The organism is Paenacidovorax caeni (assembly GCF_001298675.1).
Classification (GTDB): domain Bacteria; phylum Pseudomonadota; class Gammaproteobacteria; order Burkholderiales; family Burkholderiaceae_C; genus Paenacidovorax; species Paenacidovorax caeni.
The window spans coordinates 49,987-67,184 of sequence record NZ_CYIG01000018.1 but is presented as its reverse complement, the minus strand read 5'-3'; the positions used below and the strand labels follow the sequence as shown (position 1 = coordinate 67,184).

General features: G+C 63.4%; 24 protein-coding genes and 1 pseudogene. 16 read left to right on the top strand and 9 right to left on the bottom strand.

What is annotated here, in order from left to right; translation table 11 throughout:
* On the top strand, positions 1-233 hold a 233-nt coding region (locus BN2503_RS09735; RefSeq protein ID WP_148639744.1), incomplete at its 5' end, for a transposase.
* A 75-nt stretch (positions 234-308) separates the two neighbouring features.
* Positions 309-686 (top strand): hypothetical protein, encoded by a 378-nt coding sequence (locus tag BN2503_RS09730; protein ID WP_139235428.1) that lies wholly within the window; start codon positions 309-311, stop codon positions 684-686.
* 135 nt (positions 687-821) lie between these two features.
* Here the strand turns inward: BN2503_RS09730 and BN2503_RS20010 are convergent, their stop codons facing one another.
* From BN2503_RS20010 to BN2503_RS09705, 6 genes are all read right to left on the bottom strand, one after another.
* The gene (locus BN2503_RS20010; RefSeq protein WP_139235427.1) at positions 822-1,223 is read right to left on the bottom strand and encodes a hypothetical protein; all 402 of its coding nucleotides are present in this window, start codon (positions 1,221-1,223) and stop codon (positions 822-824) included.
* A gap of 158 nt (positions 1,224-1,381) precedes the next feature.
* Positions 1,382-1,831 (bottom strand): DUF6941 family protein, encoded by a 450-nt coding sequence (locus BN2503_RS09725; RefSeq protein ID WP_054256459.1) that lies wholly within the window; start codon positions 1,829-1,831, stop codon positions 1,382-1,384.
* Positions 1,818-2,276 (bottom strand): helix-turn-helix domain-containing protein, encoded by a 459-nt coding sequence (locus BN2503_RS20495; RefSeq protein WP_054256458.1) that lies wholly within the window; start codon positions 2,274-2,276, stop codon positions 1,818-1,820. The genes BN2503_RS09725 and BN2503_RS20495 overlap by 14 nt, the downstream gene beginning before the upstream one ends.
* A 1-nt stretch (position 2,277) precedes the next feature.
* On the bottom strand, positions 2,278-2,673 hold the full coding sequence (locus BN2503_RS20490; RefSeq protein ID WP_158447349.1) for a hypothetical protein: 396 nt from the start codon (positions 2,671-2,673) through the stop codon (positions 2,278-2,280).
* Positions 2,674-3,069: 396 nt separating this feature from the next.
* Entirely contained in the window at positions 3,070-3,681 is a 612-nt protein-coding gene (locus tag BN2503_RS09710; protein ID WP_054256456.1) for a BRCT domain-containing protein, read from the bottom strand.
* The gene (locus BN2503_RS09705; protein ID WP_054256455.1) at positions 3,678-4,067 is read right to left on the bottom strand and encodes a hypothetical protein; all 390 of its coding nucleotides are present in this window, start codon (positions 4,065-4,067) and stop codon (positions 3,678-3,680) included. The genes BN2503_RS09710 and BN2503_RS09705 overlap by 4 nt, the downstream gene beginning before the upstream one ends.
* 577 nt (positions 4,068-4,644) lie before the next feature.
* Between BN2503_RS09705 and BN2503_RS19345 the strand changes: the two genes are divergently transcribed.
* The gene (locus BN2503_RS19345; protein WP_074930256.1) at positions 4,645-4,944 is read left to right on the top strand and encodes a transcriptional regulator; all 300 of its coding nucleotides are present in this window, start codon (positions 4,645-4,647) and stop codon (positions 4,942-4,944) included.
* Positions 4,945-4,949: 5 nt separating this feature from the next.
* Here BN2503_RS19345 and BN2503_RS20005 read toward each other — a convergent pair whose 3' ends face one another.
* Positions 4,950-5,288 (bottom strand): hypothetical protein, encoded by a 339-nt coding sequence (locus BN2503_RS20005; protein ID WP_139235426.1) that lies wholly within the window; start codon positions 5,286-5,288, stop codon positions 4,950-4,952.
* A gap of 312 nt (positions 5,289-5,600) precedes the next feature.
* Between BN2503_RS20005 and BN2503_RS09690 the strand changes: the two genes are divergently transcribed.
* Both BN2503_RS09690 and BN2503_RS09685 read left to right on the top strand, forming a co-directional pair.
* Entirely contained in the window at positions 5,601-6,095 is a 495-nt protein-coding gene (locus tag BN2503_RS09690; RefSeq protein ID WP_054256452.1) for a phage regulatory CII family protein, read from the top strand.
* Positions 6,092-6,394, top strand: a complete 303-nt coding sequence (locus BN2503_RS09685) for a hypothetical protein (RefSeq protein WP_054256451.1) — start codon at positions 6,092-6,094, stop codon at positions 6,392-6,394. Before BN2503_RS09690 ends, BN2503_RS09685 begins: the two co-directional genes overlap by 4 nt.
* 41 nt (positions 6,395-6,435) lie before the next feature.
* Here the strand turns inward: BN2503_RS09685 and BN2503_RS09680 are convergent, their stop codons facing one another.
* Positions 6,436-6,759, bottom strand: coding sequence for a hypothetical protein (locus BN2503_RS09680; protein WP_054256466.1), 324 nt, complete (start codon positions 6,757-6,759; stop codon positions 6,436-6,438).
* A 54-nt stretch (positions 6,760-6,813) separates the two neighbouring features.
* Here BN2503_RS09680 and BN2503_RS09675 point away from each other — a divergent pair, with 54 nt between their 5' ends.
* Entirely contained in the window at positions 6,814-9,567 is a 2,754-nt protein-coding gene (locus BN2503_RS09675; RefSeq protein WP_054256450.1) for a VapE domain-containing protein, read from the top strand.
* 18 nt (positions 9,568-9,585) lie between these two features.
* Here the strand turns inward: BN2503_RS09675 and BN2503_RS20485 are convergent, their stop codons facing one another.
* Positions 9,586-9,729, bottom strand: a complete 144-nt coding sequence (locus BN2503_RS20485) for a hypothetical protein (protein WP_158447348.1) — start codon at positions 9,727-9,729, stop codon at positions 9,586-9,588.
* A gap of 250 nt (positions 9,730-9,979) precedes the next feature.
* Between BN2503_RS20485 and BN2503_RS09670 the strand changes: the two genes are divergently transcribed.
* The 10 genes and pseudogenes from BN2503_RS09670 (at position 9,980) to BN2503_RS09635 (ending at position 17,180) form a co-directional block, all read left to right on the top strand.
* Positions 9,980-10,309 carry a hypothetical protein gene (locus tag BN2503_RS09670; RefSeq protein WP_148639743.1) on the top strand — a complete coding sequence of 110 codons (330 nt, stop codon included), beginning with the start codon at positions 9,980-9,982 and terminating at the stop codon, positions 10,307-10,309.
* Positions 10,296-10,706: a hypothetical protein gene (locus BN2503_RS09665; protein WP_054256448.1), complete on the top strand. Its 411-nt coding sequence runs from the start codon at positions 10,296-10,298 to the stop codon at positions 10,704-10,706. The genes BN2503_RS09670 and BN2503_RS09665 overlap by 14 nt, the downstream gene beginning before the upstream one ends.
* Before the next feature lie 124 nt (positions 10,707-10,830).
* A pseudogene (locus BN2503_RS21480) lies at positions 10,831-10,908 on the top strand (HNH endonuclease); the annotation flags it as partial.
* Between the two features lie 48 nt (positions 10,909-10,956).
* The gene (locus BN2503_RS09660; protein WP_233495043.1) at positions 10,957-11,220 is read left to right on the top strand and encodes an HNH endonuclease; all 264 of its coding nucleotides are present in this window, start codon (positions 10,957-10,959) and stop codon (positions 11,218-11,220) included.
* 209 nt (positions 11,221-11,429) lie between these two features.
* Entirely contained in the window at positions 11,430-11,900 is a 471-nt protein-coding gene (locus tag BN2503_RS09655; RefSeq protein WP_054256446.1) for a phage terminase small subunit P27 family, read from the top strand.
* Complete coding sequence (locus BN2503_RS09650; RefSeq protein ID WP_054256445.1) at positions 11,897-13,669, top strand: terminase large subunit; 1,773 nt, start codon at positions 11,897-11,899, stop codon at positions 13,667-13,669. The genes BN2503_RS09655 and BN2503_RS09650 overlap by 4 nt, the downstream gene beginning before the upstream one ends.
* On the top strand, positions 13,666-13,842 hold the full coding sequence (locus tag BN2503_RS20690) for a hypothetical protein (RefSeq protein ID WP_175537953.1): 177 nt from the start codon (positions 13,666-13,668) through the stop codon (positions 13,840-13,842). Before BN2503_RS09650 ends, BN2503_RS20690 begins: the two co-directional genes overlap by 4 nt.
* Positions 13,820-15,148 (top strand): phage portal protein, encoded by a 1,329-nt coding sequence (locus BN2503_RS09645; protein ID WP_233495042.1) that lies wholly within the window; start codon positions 13,820-13,822, stop codon positions 15,146-15,148. Before BN2503_RS20690 ends, BN2503_RS09645 begins: the two co-directional genes overlap by 23 nt.
* Positions 15,145-15,819: an HK97 family phage prohead protease gene (locus BN2503_RS09640; protein WP_054256443.1), complete on the top strand. Its 675-nt coding sequence runs from the start codon at positions 15,145-15,147 to the stop codon at positions 15,817-15,819. Before BN2503_RS09645 ends, BN2503_RS09640 begins: the two co-directional genes overlap by 4 nt.
* Positions 15,820-15,845: 26 nt before the next feature.
* The gene (locus BN2503_RS09635) at positions 15,846-17,180 is read left to right on the top strand and encodes a phage major capsid protein (RefSeq protein WP_074930254.1); all 1,335 of its coding nucleotides are present in this window, start codon (positions 15,846-15,848) and stop codon (positions 17,178-17,180) included.
* Positions 17,181-17,198 lie beyond the last annotated feature (18 nt).

Genomic DNA, 17,198 nt, shown 5'->3' with positions numbered 1-17,198 from the left:
CGCCGGAAATCCGCAAGGTCATCTACACCACCAATGCCATCGAGTCGGTGAACATGAGCCTGAGGAAGCTGACCAAGAACCGGGGCTCGTTCCCCAGCGACGAGGCGCTGACCAAGCTGTTCTACCTGGCCCTGCGCAACATCAGCCAGAAGTGGACCCTGCCCATCCGAGATTGGAAGGCCGCGCTGACCCGATTTACCATTCAGTTCGGAGACCGCATCTCCGTCAATTGAAGTCCGAACCGTTTACACAAAAAATCGGACACGCCCGACTGCGGCCGCCAGCAGGTTGAACAACACCGGATGGTCATGACTGAACTGCTCCAACACCCCCTTCTTTCGCTGCTCACATTCCTTCTTGGGCTGCTGGTGGGGCACCGCACGGCACTCTGGCGGGACATGCGAAAAGAGTTCAACGAGGCTGCCGAGCCAGTTCGTGCCTGGCTGCTGCAGGAGCACGCCCGCCCCAGCGCCTACAGGCACGGGCCTGGCATTGTGGAAATTGACAAGTTGGTGCAGCGCATGCACTTCTGGCGCCGCAAGGGCTTCCTGGCTGCATGGCAGCGCCAGCAGCAGGCCCGCGCCCAGGCGCTGCAACAAGACCACGCGGGCGGCGCGTTTTACGCGGATACCACTGCCATCAAGGCCGCTGTGGCTGAGTGCCTGGATTACACCAAGCGCTGGTGATGTGCACACGTGTGCACTGGTGGGATGGGTGTGCATTGCTGCCCTTCGTTGTGAACGATGGGTGCAATATAAGCGACGCGCTTATTCAAATCAAGCGATACGCTTATTTATCTTCGGCGGTTGGCGCACCGTCGCTCAATCGGGCACACCATGAAAAAAGCCCGCGTTGCGGGCTTCGTGGGTAGTCGACAGCACAAGTGACAAGGGCTTACTGAGCGTCATGGAAGTGCTCGAAATGATTGCCGAGAGACGCCCTCGCAGCGAAGACGGCGCGGGTGTACATCTTCCCGCGCGGCGGGCGGGCAGCATGTAGCGCCCCCAAGAAAGATAATTAACTACAAACCACTGGAAGAGAGAAATGTCAGGCTCTGGACTCATCCCGTTATTGATACTTGCTGCCATTGGGTGGTACATCTTCAGGAAGCTAACCGCCAACAGCGCGCCCATGTATTGCACTACATGCGGGCATGAAGGGCCCACGCGGACAGCTACACGCGGAAGCATCCTCATAGAGATAGTGTTGTGGCTTTGTTTCATCGTGCCCGGCCTTCAGGGCGTGTGATACGCCTGCGTGCCGTCAGCGACATGGTTGCGGTGTGGCTCAACCGCATTGTTATGGCTGCGGCAGCCACGCCGTTAATGGCTGGGCTGGCGCTTTGGGCTTGCAGGAGTTGACGCTCCCAGGCCAAAACAGGCTAATGTGCGTTTCCTGTGTGCGGCTTTTTTGTAAATTCCAGGCCGGGACATTCGTAAACCTCCGTGCCGTCGACAATGGCTACGAAGCGCAACACCCCCTCGCGTGAGAGCACCATGTTGCCAAACTCCATGACAAGCTGGGCGGTAAAGCCTTTGCGTCCAGGGCGTGTAGGCTCTCTCTCGTTCAGTGCATCGGGCGGCAATTCCACGTGGTGCAGCACTTCGTCGTCAAGTCGAAGTTCGCACACCAGGCTTTTCAAGGGGCGGTCGAGTGGGGTGCGGATGTGGCCTATCACGCAAAACTTGTGGAGCATGACAGCGCCTTGTGCAGGGAATTGCACTGGCGAGCCCTGGGGATACATGCCCACCACCGTGATTTTGCCGCCCACCTCCTGGCGGATGTCATCGCAATAAATGGCGCTGACACTGCGGGCGTCAATGGTCTGCATGTTCCACCTGCGTGTGCGGCCGCACCTGTGCACGTGCGCTGTCCGTCGATTTCATCGCGTTGTGTATATCCTGCTCGCTCACCTGCAGAGCCACAGCCAAGCGTTGGATGCTTCTGGCAGTCATTTGCTCAGGATCCTTTTCCCACCGGGCAATGTTCGGCTGGCTCGTCTCAAGTGATGCGGCCAGTTGTGCTTGGGACAGGCCTTTGCGTTGGCGCAGCGTGGCCAGCCCGCATGCGGTACGGCCGGCAGCCATGCGCTGGCGCATGGCTGCCATGGCAGCTGCCATGGCGGGGTTGCGCTCTTGTTGGGCCAGATATTGCCCCAGCTCCATGCCGCCGCGTGCCAGCACCGGGTCAGATTGCGAGTCTTCAACCACCACAGTCCTGTCGTGACGCATAAGCGTGGTGCGAAAGGTGACTGCACCGATTGCTACGTTGCCCATGTCAACGGTATTTTGGAATGTCGCACTGTTCGTATCGAGCGAGAAGGTGCCTGAAGGCGTCGTCACCCGGACGATATGCGACGCTGCGGTTTGTGACTGCGAGTGCATAGTAAGTGCTCCTCTGTGCGTTGAACCCAATGAATATGCGGTAGCTCGGCAGGCTGCCATCTTCGTCCAAAAACTTGAGGATGTAGATGTTGTAGCCGCGCTTTTGTGCCTCGCCGAACCTTTTGACCTCGAAGGGCGGGCAGTAAAGGTAGTGGTTGTCAGGTACGCATAGGTCTTCCAGCAACTCAGGATCATCTTGGAGAGACTCCAGCAGCAGAAGTGCCGCCGCTGCCGCTTCAAGATCAGTGCTTTGCAGGTTGTCAATCTCCTGCATGATCTCGGGCGTCAAGATGAGACTTGGCATTATATCTTATGTGATATGAGTTTACAGAGGCTGCAATCGCACTGATCCACGTGCATGCTCAAGATAGAGGCATGGGATAGGGGCGTCCGTTCGTATCCCCTGGTTCGCGAGGGGCGGGGCCACTGGGCGACGGCAGGGGAGCGGATGGCTCGCGGTTGGCATGCAGGCTATTCATGGGGTGGTGCTTCGGGTGGGAAAAGGGATAATCTGCGCCGTTTTGGCGCTATGCCTGGGCACGTGCACTTTTACGAGCGCGCAGGTCGCCTTCGCGCACCTCCACTACGGTTCGGATGGTGTTGTTCAGCATGTCCCAATCTCTGGGCTCCAGCACCTGCAGGCGATCCTGGGCTATGTCGAACGGCCAGTGAGGGATCGGCTGTCTCAGCAGGCCAGGGCGGTTGCCCAGATGTCTTCATGCACTATGCATACAGGAAGGCCTGCTGAGCGGTAGCTGATGGCCTTTTCTATTTTTGTGCCGAAGCTGCCATGCTTCCATTCGGCACTTCCAAGCCCACCAACCACCAGGTAATTGAGCTTCTTGGTGACGTTCCCGACCATGCCGCCCCGGCGCAGAACGGCCGCCTCGCAGGTCGTGCGGGGGCCAAAGGCGAAATCTCCGGTAAAGCAAAAAGACCGTCCCTCTATGTCGATGGTCACGGCTTCATCCAGGGCCAGGGTTGCTATGGGGGAGGAGGCGGCTTCATCGAGGGCGCCATGCACCAGCTTTTCCAGTGTGTTGCGCAGGTGTTGGCGCTCTTCTTCGGAGATATGCCCATCCGCGATGGCTTGCTCGATTTGTCCGGCAATGATGTTGCCCGGCCAAGTGAGCGCGATGTTCTGCGAGCGCGCCAGCCAGTCGCGCAAAAACAGTATTTCCTTGTCGCGTAGCTCGCCATCCGCCAGCAGACCCTGGGCAATGCCAATCAGGGCCGCGCAGCTCTGGCGCATTTCGTTGCGGAAGGTGATGGCTTGGCGGGCGTAGATGTTGCTCATTGTTCGTCTTCTTCGGGCGGGATGGCCAGCAGCCGGGCGGTATTCAGTGTGTAGACAAAACGCACGCCGGTTCTTGTGCATGTCATGCTCGGCTCGTGATCTGTGTCCAGCATCAGGTCCTCCCCGCGCAGGCCGTGCCACATTGCCACGTACAGAAGCGAACCCAGTTTTGTGATGGGGTTCTTGAGCGGCTTGGCGATGCCGCCGCGATAGGGCAGCACAGGCAGTTCCCCAGCTTCCGCCCTGCTAGCAACGGTGGGCCACTCGGTACGCTTGGCAATGCCGGCCAGCCAGGCGTTGATAACGCCGCGATCTGGGCCATTGATGCGCGCATCAAAATCATTTTGAAACGGCGGCGGGCTGTCGAAGCGTTCGTGAATTCTCATGTTGGCGGGCCTGATCTGTGGCTTGGTCGGAACTTGTAGATCTTTGCCGTGGGCCTAGCTCCGAGAGTTCGCGCTTTTTCGGGCGAGGTTATCCCTCTCTCGTACTTCCACTATGGCCTTGATCGTGCTGTTCAGGTGAATCCAGTCGCAGTCGTGCAGCACCTGCAGGCGCTCTTGTGCTACCTCGAAAGGCCAACGGTCGTTGCGTGTCAATGGCACGGGAGCGGAGGTAGGGGCCTGTGAGGCTGGAGGGGGACTTTCGTGATCCGTGTCCATCCATCCAACAGGCATGCCGCATCCAGCCTCCAGCTTTCTTGCCAAAACTGTCCCCATCTGTCTCCGCTTGCCAGTCTTGATGTCCACGGACTGATTTTTTATCTGACTCAGGTATACGGGCGATGTCTCAGCCATCGTCGCCACGGCTTCAACAGAGCCGTGCTGCTGCGCGAGCACATCCAGGTTCCGGCGCCTGATTTCTGCGATTGTCTTCATGTGCTCTTGATTGGAAGCGAGACGCTTAGTTAATGGAAGAAGCGCTGCGCTTGAGTTAAATAAGCGACGCGCTTATGATTGAGGCATGAAGCTCAATGACTACACCGCTAAGCGAGGGCGGAAATCGGCGCTCGCTGCCGAGATGAGGATGCCCCCTCAATTGATTGGGCAGTGGGCGAACGGTTGTCGCCCGGTTCCCATTCAGCACTGTGTTGCCATCGAGCGCGCCACGAACGGCGCGGTAACCCGCCGGGACCTGCGCCCTGACGACTGGCACCTGATCTGGCCAGAGCTGGCTGAATCCGAGCCAAATACGCCTGTAGCGCCCACCCATCAAGCGCCAGCAGCTATCAATACAGAAGCGCAGGGGGCGGCCCATGCGTAGGGGTGCTACTTCTTTCTGGCTATGTGTAGCAGCGTGGTCAGTAGGCACCAAGTCCAAGCGCTCAGCGCAACAACATCCCATGCCTGTAGTGCTGGGCCTGTCGAGCGAATCTGAAAGCCAAGCATGGTCGTGAAGCATGCGACCAAGATGATTTCGCGCATTCGGGAAATCCTTTCCTGCGCCCGGGGTGAGATTAGGGCGTTGTTCTGGTACTGGTTTTTGAGCTTGGCAGCCAGTTGTTCCGTTTTTTTCCAGGCCAAGTTGAGCAGCTTGGCCCCAAGCCAAAGCAGTGCGGCACTGACCACAGTGATAGTCACCTGCTCGGCGATGTTTGTCAGGTTCATGTTTTTTGGCGCCTCTTCTGCGGTGGGTGGTTCGGGTGAGATCGACCATCCTACGGCGGTTGAGGCGCCGCCGATCTGCAGCGCGTCTGACGGTTGTGCAAATGCGTGAGCTGCTTTTCCCACCCGCACCGCCCCAGGCCATGCCGCCAGGGGGTTGCTCCTCTCCCTTCATGTTGGTGTGCCGCGCGCGGGCAGGTGCGCGGCGCTTCGCATGGCTGCGGTGCGGGTGGCTTTCTTTTCCTCTCTCCATGGCGTGCAGTCTCGCAGTCGCACGCCGGTCAATCCATAGCCCTTTGCACAAGGTTTTGCACTATGAGTTTGCTTGATGCCGCCCGGCGCGCGGTGCGCCACTACCCTGGGGGTCTGGATGCCATGGCCCTGCGCCTGCAAAAGCAGCCCGGCACGCTGGAGCGCGAGCTGCGCGGCACGCCCGGTTACAAGCTGGGCGCTGTTGATGCCCTCGAAATCACGGTGCTGGCCCAAGAGCAGGGCGGGGAGTACGCCCTGGCCTATGCCAACTCCGTGGCCGACGCTCTGGGCGCCATGCTGGTGTTGCTGCCGCGCGATGGCAGCGTGCGCTCGGCATCGGCGCAGGACGTGGCGCTCTTGATGAGAGAGTGCGCCGAGGTGGTCATGGCCGTGGCCAACGTAGAGGCAGACGGGCGCATTACCCGGCGCGAGCTGGAGGATCTGGAGCGCCAGTGGGCCGATGTGGTGGGCGCTGGCCAGGTGCTGCTGCGCAACATGCGCGCGAGGCATGACGCCGATGTGCTCAGCCACCGTGCGGCTGTGGAGGGCGCGAGATGAGGCCAGCGGGAGACGTGCGCAAGGCGCTGCTGCGTGCCTGCGAGAGCCTGGCGGCGCGCGCTGCGGCCGGGCGTGGCCCCACCTTGCGTGAAATGGCGGCCGAGGCCTGCGTGGGCCTGGATGCCGCGCGAAGCACAGTGCGCGACATGCACCGCTATGGCGTGCTGGCCCTGGTGCATGAGCGCCCGGTGCCCTACCGCAACCGCCCAGTGGCCGAGTACGTGCCCGCCGCTATGGCGGCCCAGGCCTCGGCCGCGAACGATGCGGGCATGGCGCAGCTCTTGCGCGCCTGGGGGTAGGCCATGGTTGTGATGCAAGCCGCCCATGCACTGGGCGGGTATCAGCGCGGCGGGATGGCTTGCCACTCCTCCTCGGGGGCATCGCCGTGGGGCCGCTTTATCCAGATCAAGACAAGACGCTCCTGCACCTCTGGTGTGGCCCAGGCGGGCAGCGGGCGCCTGTTGGGCATACCTGCCGCGTGTTCGCGTGCATCAAAGGGTGCCGACTTGGCCGTGTGCGCCTTTGCGTAATCCAGCAGCGTTTTCGAGGCCTCCTCCGTGATCGTGAGGTGGGTGTTTGTGTAGGCCGCTGCGCGCTGGGTCTGCGGGTCGAGCAGCAGCGAGTAGGGCAGTTTTGATTTATCCAAGCAAGAGGAGCTATTCATGGTGGGGTGCATTCATATAGTGCCGGGGCCGCTGGTTTTCGCGGGGGGTGGCGCATGAGCGATAAAGACAAGCTGCCACCCCTCAATTTTGCGGCGCTGGCCGATGCACTGCTTCCCCGTGCTGCCGATCTGGTGGCTGCCTGGCTGCCGGGCGGTGTGCAGCGTGGCCATGAGTATGTGTGTGGCTCGCTGGCGGGCGGCAAGGGCACCAGCTGCAGCGTCAACCTCAACACGGGCGAGTGGGCTGACTTCTCGGGCGATGAAAAAGGCCGCGATCTGGTGAGTCTGTACGCCAAGATCCATGGCCTGAGCAATGCCAGGGCCTGCGTGGAGCTGGCCCGTGCCGAAGGCCTGGAGAGCGTGGCGGGCGTGGTGAAGTCTGCCGATGGCAGCGCCCCCCCGGTGCGTGCGCCACGCCCTGCACCCCCGCCAAAGCCTGCGCAGGAGCGTGAGGGCTGGAAGGCTATCGTGCCTGTGCCTGGCTATGCGCCCAAGGTCACCTTCAAGCATCAGCACCGCACCGATGAGGACATCGTGCACGTGAGCGAGTACTGGCGTGACGCGGACTTGCTGGGCTACGTGGTGCGGTTTCGCACCAGCGACGGCGGCAAGGACGACATTGCACGCACGTGGTGCGAGAGCCAGACCAAGGGCGGCGCGCGCTGGCACTGGAAGCAGTGGGAGGAGCCGCGCCCGCTGTACCTGCCCGGCCGCACACTGCCCGAGGGCCGCACGGTGGTGCTGGTGGAGGGGGAGATCAAGGCCGCCGTGCTGCAGGCCCTGCTGGATGCCAGCGCACCCGGGGTTTACGTGGTGGCGGGCTGGCCTGGTGGCTGCAAGGCATGGCAAAAAGTGGCATGGGACTGGCTGGCTGGGCGCACGGTGATCCTGTGGCCAGACACCGACAGCAAGAGGGAGCAGCCCAGCGTAAAGGAGCGCAAGGATCTGGAGGCCGAGTGGTGCGAGCGCCTGGGTGTTGCCGATGCGGCTGGCCTGAAGGACGCGCCCGAGTACCTGGCGGCGCTGCAGGCCCTGAAAGACGCCAAGCCCTACCTGGCCTACGACGAGCAGCCCGGCATGAAGGCCATGCGCGGCATTGGCGCTGTACTGCGCGACACACACGGCTGCACTGTGCAGCTGCTCCCCATCGACCAGCCGGGCGTGAAGCCCGATGGCTGGGACTGCAAGGATGCCATTCAGACCGATGGCTGGACGGGCGAGCAGGTGCTTGAGTTCTTTGGCCGGGCCGTGGCCCTGGTCGATGCCGCGGTGGCCCCGCCCGCCAAAAAAATCGATGGCCCCGTTGGCACCCAGGGCGGCGATATGCCGGAGCCGGAGCAGGACGATGCTGGGCCGATGGTCAAGTGTGGCAGCCGCCTGGTGCCCGAGTGGCTGAGCTGGTTCTACGACGCGGAAAAAGAGCGCTGGAACGTCTCGCGCAAGACCGTCATCGCGGCGCTGGAGCGGGCGCCTGAGCTGCGCGACGTGGTGGCCTACGACGAACTGCGCAACACGGTGGTGTGCCGCAAGGCCTTCCCGTGGCCGAGCAGCAAGCCGGGCGAGATCCGTGGCGCCGACGCGCTGCTGCTGGGCAAGTGGATGTCGGATAGCTGGGGCCTGCCTGCCATCTCCAAGGCAGGCCTGGAGGAAGGCATACAGACAGTCGCCCACGCGAACCGCTACCACCCCGTGCGTGAGTGGCTGGGCCGCCTTGAGTGGGATGGCAAGCAGCGCCTGGACAAGTGGCTCATGCACGTACTGGGCGAGACGCCTGACGCCGTGCGCCCTGACCTGGCCGACTACCTGCGCCTGGTGGGCCGCTACTGGGTGCTGGGCATGGTGTACCGGGTGATGGAGCCCGGCTGCAAGTTCGACTACTGCCCGGTGCTGGAAGGCGAGGGCGGCCTGCGCAAGTCCACGCTGGTGGAAGCCCTGGCAAGTGGTGACTACTACAGCGACACGCCTTTCGAGGTGGGGCGCGGCAAGGAAGGCCCGGAGCAAGTGCAGGGCTGCTGGCTGTATGAGATTGCTGAGCTGACCCACTTCAGCAAGGCTGAGGTGGGCGCCATCAAGGCGTTTATCTCCTCGAAGGTCGATCGCTACCGCGTGGCGTATGGCGCCACGGTGGAGGCCTTCCCGCGCCAGTGCGTGCTGGTGGGCACCACCAATGAGGATACCTACCTGCGCGACCGCACGGGCAACCGGCGCTTTTGGCCTGTGCCGGTGCGCCACCAGATCAACACCGAGTGGGTGGAGAAGTACCGGGAGCAGCTCATGGCTGAGGCTTATGCGCTGTACCTGGAGGGCGTGCACTACACGCCCACGCCCGAGGAGGAGGCGCGCCTGTTCCGGCGCATGCAGGAATCTCGCCTGGTGGAGACGGCCATCGAGTCAGAGTTGCTGGCAGTGCTTACGCGCAAGCCGAACCCTAACGCCACTGGCCCCAGCAGCTTTGTGCATGCTGAGGCGCCGCACGTCACCATTGGGCAGCTGGTGCAGGCGCTGGGGGTGGATGTGGCCAAGGCACCGCCTGGGCTGCAGGGGCAAATCTCGGCCTGGCTCAAGCATGAGGGCTGGGAGCACCTGAAGAGGATGATCGGCGGCGTGCGCGTGTGGCGTTACCACCGGCCCGAAGGCTGGCCGCGCAACGATTCGCCTGTGGGCCTGGATCATCCCGAGGATGAGCAGGACGCCGATGCGAGCCAGGCGCCCGCACAGCAGCCTGCCGTACCTGCTGCACCAGCAACCCCTGCCGCCACCTATCTGGCAGAGCATGGCGGCTGGGAGGGCGACAGTGCTCCCATCTGAGGCTATGCCTTGCATCCATTACGCAGCGCCTGAAACGCGCTGCACCGCGCACTGTGGGGGAGGCGTGATGCGCGCCACGGTGTCGGCACGGGGCGCGCAGCGCCCAGCCTGCGGTGCGGTGGCGGGGATGGCCTGCCATGCGCCCATGACCTGAGTGTCCATGTGTCCACGGTGTCCATCGGCTTTGCATGGATACCACCAGCTACCCCAATTCCCTACTTTTTGGAGTTGAGGCCGCTGCATTGCCCGGAGCCTGCGAGCCGGGCACCGCGCCCTACGGTGCGGGCGGGCGCAGGCGGGCATGTGCGCTCGCGCTCGCGCAGGCGCAATCCCACCCACCTGTGATCTCTATATAGAAAGGATGGACAGTATGGACACTAGGCCACCCAAGGCGGTAGACCAGGGAGCAGCAGTGGCAGCCCAGATCGTGGCCCAGCGGCTTGAGACGATTCGCCGCCACATGCCCGAGACGCTGGCCTGCATTCGTGACCGGGCCGAGCATTTCGGCGATGAGGCCTATGCCTTGGTGCGGCGTGGCCTGCGGGGCGAGCCAGGCTGTTTCTACGCGGTGGAGAACGGCTATGTGATGGGCCAGCCCGCAGGCCTGCCCAGTGGCGTGCTGCGTGATGCGGCCGGGTTCATGGTGGAGATGGGCTGTACACACGTGTGCATTTGGCCGGAGCGCGTGTGGCAGGGCAGGGCAGCGGGCCAGGACGGCGGGGGGCAGCATGGCGCGGATTGAACACATCAAGCAGCGCCTGGATAACTGGGGCATGTGGGCATCGCGTGGTGAGGGCGGTGCCACCGGCTATGCGACGCGCTCCATCCTGGCCGTGGATGTTTGGGCCCGTGGCACGTACAACGGCAACGTGATCCCGGTGTTCGAGGGGGAGGCCATGGAGACGGATCGCGCCATCACGGCCCTGAAAGAAACGCGGCCGCAGCTGGTGCGCACGGTGATCGGCTACCACCTGAACAACTGGGGCGTGTCGGAGCTGGCGCACCGGGAGCGCTGCAAGCCGTCCACCATCCACGCGCGCCTTGGCCTTGCTGACCAGGCCATAGACCAGTGGCTTTCCGACCGCGACAGGGAGCGTGAACAGGCGCGCCGCAGGGTTGCGGGGAGTTTTCCAACATAGAGAGTTTGGCTACATTTCAGGCACGGTGTTGTTGTTGCGTCCCCACCGCGCACAACGGCACTGCACTACGGCCCCGGCATGCGAAAGCGTGTCGGGGTTTTCTTTTTCCCGTTGCCCCTCCCCCATGCCCATTGCTGCCCCACGTCCCTGCAGTCACCCCGGATGCGGCGTGCTTGTGCGCGATGGCTCTGGCCGGTGCGCGAAGCACCCCAAGCCGGTCTGGGCGAAACCGCCCACTGCTGCAAAGCGCATGACGGGGCGCCGACTGCAGAAAGCCCGCGCCGAACTGTTCGCCCGTGATCCGCTGTGCGCTGAGTGCAAGCGGCACGGCCGCGTCACCCTCGCCACCCAGCGCGACCACATCGTGCCCCTTGAGGAGGGCGGTGCCGACGACGACGCGAACGTGCAGGGCCTGTGCCGTGACTGCCACGACACCAAGAGCCAGGCCGAGCGCGAGCGCGGCCAGCGGCGTGCGCGTGGGGGAGGGTGGGCCGGGTACATGGAAGGGGGGTAGGGGGGGTGAAGAAAGTTCACAGCCGCACACCGGAAACCGACCGGTTCGCTTTATTTTTGTGCGCGCAGGTTTTGTAGGGGGGGGGTACTCCCCCTAGTGAGAGTTAGGAGGTCGATATGTCTGGTTCTCGCGGCCCGTTGCCGAAGCCAGTTGCACTGCGGGTGCTGGAGGGCAATGCTGGGAAGCGTCCTCTAGACCTAGCCGCTGGGGTGAATCCCCGCATTGAGATTCCGAGCCCGCCCAAGCATCTTGGCATTGAGGCCCGCAAAGAGTGGAAACGCATTACCCCCCTGCTGGAAGAACTGGGCCTTATCAGCGGCTTAGACCGTTCCGCACTGGCCTTGTACTGCCAGGCCGCAGGACGGCTGGCTGAGCTGGAGACCTCCTTCAACGGCAAGGTGCAAGCGAAGGTGGATGCGGGCATGGACTACGCCGATGCGGTGTACGAAGTCAGCCACTCCATCACGCCCTCCGGTTACGCCCAGCAGAGCGTGATCGTGCAGCTCATCAAGTCGCAGCGTGAGCAGCTCAACCGCTACCTCATGCACTTTGGCCTCAGCCCTGCGGCCCGTGGCCGGGTGCAGGCCAGCAACTACGTGCAGCCCACGCTGCCCGGCATCGAAGAAAAACCCCAGGCCAAGCCCGCAGGCTTTGCCATGTTCACCAACCCGAACCGATGAACGAATACGTCGAACGCGCGCAGCAATACATGCGCGATGTCCTCGACGGCACGATCCCCACCTGCAAATGGACCCGCCTCGCTGTACAGCGCCAGGCTGACGATCTGCTGCGCGAGCGCAGCGAAGAATGGCCCTGGGTGTTCGATGCCGATCTGGCCGCGCGCCCCTGTGGCTTCGCTGAGCTACTCCCGCACATCAAAGGCAAGTGGGCCCGCGAGGGGCGGCTGCTGGAGCTGGAGCCCTGGCAGTGCTTCATCATCACCACCGTCTTCGGCTGGGTGCACCATGAAACCCGCCTGCGCCGCTTCCTGGAAGCGTACGAGGAAGAAGCCCGCAAGAACGGGAAAAGCGCCAAGGGCTCGGCCCTGCTGCTGTACATGCTGGCCGCAGACGGAGAGCACGGCGCAGAGTGCTACACCGCCGCCACCACCCGCGACCAGGCGCGCATCGTGTTCGACGATGCCAAAGCCATGGCCGAGCGTTCGCCAGGCCTACGCACCCACCTGGGCGTTGCCATCATGCAGCACAGCCTCACGGTGGCGGCAACCAGCAGCAAAGCGGCGCCGCTGGCCGCTGAAGGCAGCACACTCGACGGCCTGAACGTGCACTTCGCCCTGCTGGACGAGCTGCACGCGCACAAGACCCGTGCTGTGTATGACGTGATCGACAGCGCCCGTGGAGCACGCGAGCAGTCGCTGCTATGGACCATCACCACCGCAGGCACCGACCGCAGCGGTATCTGCTACGAGCGGCGCACGCACGTCACCAAGATCCTCGACCGCGTGGTTCAGGACGAACGGGTGTTCGGCATCATCTACACGCTGGACGATGGCGATGACCATTTCGATCCGGCCGTGTGGATCAAGGCCAACCCGAACCTTGGCAAGTCGGTCCAGCTCGATGAGCTGCAGGCCCAGGCCAGCAAGGCCATGGCCATGCCCAGCGCGCTCAGCAACTTCCTGACCAAGCGCCTGAACGTGTGGGTCAGCGGCGAAAGCCCCTGGATGGACATGCGGGCGTGGGAGAAATGCGGCGCCAGGGGCCTCGGCATCGAGTCCATCCCGGACGGATCAAAGGTCTATATGGGCCTGGACCTCGCGCAGAAAAAGGACTTTGCCGCGCTTACGCTGGCATGGGAAGAGGATGTGGAGGTTTCCACTGGAACAGTATTCGATCCTTCCAAGCGCGCAGACGACCCTGCCTTCTACAAACGCCAATTGCGCATCGAGCGTAAGTGGCGCGTGTGCACACGTCTGTACTTGAACGAACTGGCCGTGCAGGAAAGCGGCAACGCCCACCTGGCCGGCTGGGCCCGCCAGGGCTACGTGGTGGTGACGGACGGGGCGCTCACCGATTTTGATTGCGTGGCCGACGACATGCGTACCTACTGTCGCCGCTTCGATGTGCAGGAGATCGCCTTCGACCCGGCGCTCTCCATGTACTTCGCTGGAAAGCTGATCGAAGAGGGCCTTCCGCTGGTCGAGATCGCGCAGCGCGCCATGTTCTTCACCCCGGCCCTGATTCAGGTCGAGAACCTGGTGCTTGAGGGCAAGCTGCAGCACGACGGAAACCCCGTTCTGGCCTGGATGGTCAGCAACCTGGTGGTCAAGCAATCCAAGTTCAACGAGCTGATGCAGCCCACCAAAGAGCGGCCCGAGAACAAGATCGACGGCGTCATCAGCATGCTCATGGCCCTGGGCCGTGCGCTGCAGCAAGACACAGGCAGCGCGGCATTGGATGATTTTTTGAGAAACCCCATCATCGTATGAATCCCATCCTGATCGCGTTCCTGGCGCTCGGCCTGGGCGCAGCCCTGTGCATCGCCGGCGTCTACCTGCTTGCGGGCCTGGGCTGGGCCTTGATCGCTGGCTCCGTGCCGTTGCTTGTGCTGGCGGCCATCATCCTGAGAGGACTGCAACGTGCGCAGCAAAAACCTACTTGATGTGCTCGCGCTCGGCGCCGCGCCATCGGGCCGCAGCCTCAAAGCCGCCGTCGGCGAATGGATAGGCAAGACCATCTCACTGACAGACGGCGACTTCTGGTCCGCCTGGCTGGCTGGCTCCAACTGGTCGGGGCAGACTGTCAACACCCGCACTGCTCTCCAGGTCAGTGCAGCCTGGGCCTGCGTGCGGCTGATTGCCGAAACGCTGTCCACGCTGCCCATGGGGCTTTACCGCACGCGGCCCGATGGCTCCAAAGAGCCAGCCAGCAGTCACCACCTCTACACACTGCTGCGCAGCCAGCCCAACGCCGACATGTCGGCGGTGGACTTCTGGCAGGCCATGCTTTCCAGCCTGCTGCTTTGGGGGAATGCCTACGCGGAAAAACGATTGTCCGGCGGCATCATTACTAGCATCGATTTCCTCAACCCCGAGCGCATCTCCTGCCGGCGCCTCAAAACCGGGGCCAGGGAATGGAAGTACGACGACCCGATCACCGGCCGCGTGCGCGTGATCGCTGAGACGGCCATGTGGCACATCCCAGCCTTCACGCTGGATGGCCAGATGGGCGTCTCGCCCATCCGCATGGGCGCAAACGTGTTCGGCGGAGCCATCGCGGCCGACAAGGCCAGCGCTCACACCTTCACAGGCGGCATGAAATCCAGCGGCCTGGTGACCACCGGCGCCTCGGTGCTCAAGCCAGATCAGCGTGAAGACATCCGGCAGCACGTCAAGAAGGTCAGTGACACGGGCGGCGTCATGGTGCTGGAAATGGGTATGGGCTTTCAACAGCTCAACATGAACCCGCAGGACGCCGAACTGCTCGCCACCCGCGGCTTCAACGTCGAGGAGGTATGCCGCTGGTTCCGCGTGCCGCCCTTCATGGTGGGCCACAGCGAGAAGTCCACCAGTTGGGGCACCGGCATCGAGCAGCAAATGATCGGCTTCATCACTTTCGTGCTGCGCCCTTGGTGCGTGCGCATCGAGCAGTCCATCCGCCGCAACCTGCTGTCTCCGGTGGAGCGGCTCACGCACAGCGCCGAATGGTCGCTCGAAGGACTGCTACGCGGCGACAGCGCGGCACGTGCAGCGTTCTACAGCCAGATGGTGCAGAACGGCGTCATGACCCGCGACGACGCGCGCCGCCTTGAGAACCTGCCGCTCATGGGGGGCAATGCCAACGTGCTGACCGTGCAATCCAACCTGCTGCCCATCGACGCCCTGGGCGTCAACGCGGGCGGTGCCGCCGCCCAGGACGCCCTGCGCAACTGGCTCGGCATCAACGACGAGAAGGACCCGAAACCATGAACCGCAAAAGCGCACTCGCGCTCAAGTACCGTGACTTCGATTTCGAGGTCAAAGCCGTCGAGAAGGACGGCTTTTTTTCTGGCTATGGCAGCGTGTTCGGTGTGGTGGACAGCTACCGCGAGATCGTGGCTCCCGGGGCCTTCGCAGCCAGTCTGGCCGCGCGCAGTGCCAAGGGCCGCAAGCTCCCTGTGCTGTGGCAGCACCAGAGCGATAAGCCTTTGGGTGTTTATGAGGTGGCCAAGGAAGACGCCACCGGCCTGTACCTCGAAGGCCGCCTGCTGGTGGACGACGTGGTGCAGGCCCGCGAGGCGCACGCCCTCATGAAGGCCGGCGCCGTCACGGGCCTGTCCATCGGCTACTACGTCCAGGCCGACAGCTACGACGAGAAGGAGCGCATCCGCACCCTCACCAAGCTGCAGCTCGAAGAGACCAGCCTGGTCACCTTCCCGGCCAACGATGCCGCCCGCGTCGAGTCCGTCAAGTCGCGCATTGCACGCGGCGACGCGCTCACGCTCCCCGAGTTCGAGTCATTCCTGCGCGAGGCAGGGTTCTCGAAAAGCCAAGCTGCCGCCATTGCAGGCCGTGGCTACAAGCACCTGCTGGATCGGAGCGAGTCCGGCCCGGCGCAGGCGCCCGACCTCCTGCAGGCCCTCCAAGGCATGCGCTTCTGATCCCCATCCACTATTGAAAGTACCCCATGAAAACCTCTCGCTTCTTCCTCTCGATTGCTGTGTGCGCCATGGCTGTCGTCTCCATCGGCGCACAAGCCGCCGGCATTGATGTGCCCGGCTTCATCGCCACGCACCAGGACATCTTCGCCGGCCTGTCCATGCTGGCCCTGGCGGGCGAAGTCAAAAACGTTGACCCTGAAGCCATCACCCGCGAGCTCAAGCGCATCGGCGACGATGTGAAGCAAATTGGCGAAAAGGCCCTGGCCGAGGCCAAGAAGGCCGGCGAACTTTCTGCCGAAACCAAGGGCAAGGTGGATGAACTGCTGGTCAAGCAAGGCGAGCTGCAGGCCCGCCTGCAGGAAGCAGAGCAAAAGCTCGACCGCCGCGGCGGTGATGAGGATGAGGGCGCCAAATCCATCGGCGCGCAGTTCATCGACTCCGAAGGCTTCAAGTCCTGGCACGCTGCCGGCGGCATGAAGACCTCGCGCGATGCCTTCGCCTTCCGCGTCAAGGCCATCACCAGCGACCCGGCCAGCGCGGGCGACGGCATTGCCCCCAACCGCCTGCCCGGCGTGCAGACCCCTCCCATGCGCCGCATGACGGTGCGCGACCTCATCACCCCCGGCCGTACCGAAAGCCCGGTGGTCCAGTACCTGCAGGAGTCCGGCTTCACCAACAACGCCGCCACGGTGGCCGAGAACGTCAAGAAGCCCGAGTCCAACATCACCTACGACCTGAAGAACGCCACCGTCGTCACCATCGCGCACTTCATCAAGGCCACCAAGCAGATCCTGGACGACTTCGCCCAACTGCAAAGCCAGATCGACGGCCGCCTGCGTTACGGCCTGGAACTGGCCGAAGAGGCGCAACTGCTCAACGGCTCCGGCGTGGGCAACAACCTGCTGGGCATCCGCACGGGCGCCAGCGCCTACGTGGCTCCCATTGCAGTGGCTAACGCCACGCGCATCGACATCCTGCGCCTGGCGCTGCTGCAGGCCGAGCTGGCTGAATACCCCAGCACCGGCATCGTTCTGCACCCGTCCGACTGGGCCGCTATCGAACTGCTGAAGGACACCACCGGTGCCTACATCTTCGCCAACCCGCAGAGCCTGGCGCAGCCCGGCCTGTGGGGCCGTCCGGTGGTCACCACCCCGGCGCAGACGGTGGACGAATTCCTGGTGGGCGCCTTCCAGCTCGGTGCCCAGGTGTTCGACCGCGAAGACGCCAACGTGGTGGTGGCCACGCAGAACGAAGACGACTTTGTGAAGAACATGATCACCATCCGCGGCGAAGAGCGCCTGGCCATGGCTCTGTACCGTCCTGAGGCCTTCGTGAAGGGCGACCTTACCCCTGCACCCTGATAGCGCACTCCTGTAGGT

Excerpts from the sequence above, each read along its gene's own strand:
- BN2503_RS09730 (WP_139235428.1), top strand. The coding sequence starts at position 309 with ATGACTGAACTGCTCCAACACCCCCTTCTTTCGCTGCTCACATTCCTT.
- BN2503_RS20010 (WP_139235427.1), bottom strand. The coding sequence starts at position 1,223 with ATGAAACAAAGCCACAACACTATCTCTATGAGGATGCTTCCGCGTGTA.
- BN2503_RS09725 (WP_054256459.1), bottom strand. The coding sequence starts at position 1,831 with ATGCAGACCATTGACGCCCGCAGTGTCAGCGCCATTTATTGCGATGAC.
- BN2503_RS20495 (WP_054256458.1), bottom strand. The coding sequence starts at position 2,276 with ATGGGCAACGTAGCAATCGGTGCAGTCACCTTTCGCACCACGCTTATG.
- BN2503_RS09710 (WP_054256456.1), bottom strand. The coding sequence starts at position 3,681 with ATGAGCAACATCTACGCCCGCCAAGCCATCACCTTCCGCAACGAAATG.
- BN2503_RS09705 (WP_054256455.1), bottom strand. The coding sequence starts at position 4,067 with ATGAGAATTCACGAACGCTTCGACAGCCCGCCGCCGTTTCAAAATGAT.
- BN2503_RS19345 (WP_074930256.1), top strand. The coding sequence starts at position 4,645 with ATGAAGCTCAATGACTACACCGCTAAGCGAGGGCGGAAATCGGCGCTC.
- BN2503_RS20005 (WP_139235426.1), bottom strand. The coding sequence starts at position 5,288 with ATGAACCTGACAAACATCGCCGAGCAGGTGACTATCACTGTGGTCAGT.
- BN2503_RS09690 (WP_054256452.1), top strand. The coding sequence starts at position 5,601 with ATGAGTTTGCTTGATGCCGCCCGGCGCGCGGTGCGCCACTACCCTGGG.
- BN2503_RS09685 (WP_054256451.1), top strand. The coding sequence starts at position 6,092 with ATGAGGCCAGCGGGAGACGTGCGCAAGGCGCTGCTGCGTGCCTGCGAG.
- BN2503_RS09680 (WP_054256466.1), bottom strand. The coding sequence starts at position 6,759 with ATGAATAGCTCCTCTTGCTTGGATAAATCAAAACTGCCCTACTCGCTG.
- BN2503_RS09675 (WP_054256450.1), top strand. The coding sequence starts at position 6,814 with ATGAGCGATAAAGACAAGCTGCCACCCCTCAATTTTGCGGCGCTGGCC.
- BN2503_RS20485 (WP_158447348.1), bottom strand. The coding sequence starts at position 9,729 with ATGGACACTCAGGTCATGGGCGCATGGCAGGCCATCCCCGCCACCGCA.
- BN2503_RS09665 (WP_054256448.1), top strand. The coding sequence starts at position 10,296 with ATGGCGCGGATTGAACACATCAAGCAGCGCCTGGATAACTGGGGCATG.
- BN2503_RS09660 (WP_233495043.1), top strand. The coding sequence starts at position 10,957 with ATGACGGGGCGCCGACTGCAGAAAGCCCGCGCCGAACTGTTCGCCCGT.
- BN2503_RS09650 (WP_054256445.1), top strand. The coding sequence starts at position 11,897 with ATGAACGAATACGTCGAACGCGCGCAGCAATACATGCGCGATGTCCTC.
- BN2503_RS20690 (WP_175537953.1), top strand. The coding sequence starts at position 13,666 with ATGAATCCCATCCTGATCGCGTTCCTGGCGCTCGGCCTGGGCGCAGCC.
- BN2503_RS09640 (WP_054256443.1), top strand. The coding sequence starts at position 15,145 with ATGAACCGCAAAAGCGCACTCGCGCTCAAGTACCGTGACTTCGATTTC.
- BN2503_RS09635 (WP_074930254.1), top strand. The coding sequence starts at position 15,846 with ATGAAAACCTCTCGCTTCTTCCTCTCGATTGCTGTGTGCGCCATGGCT.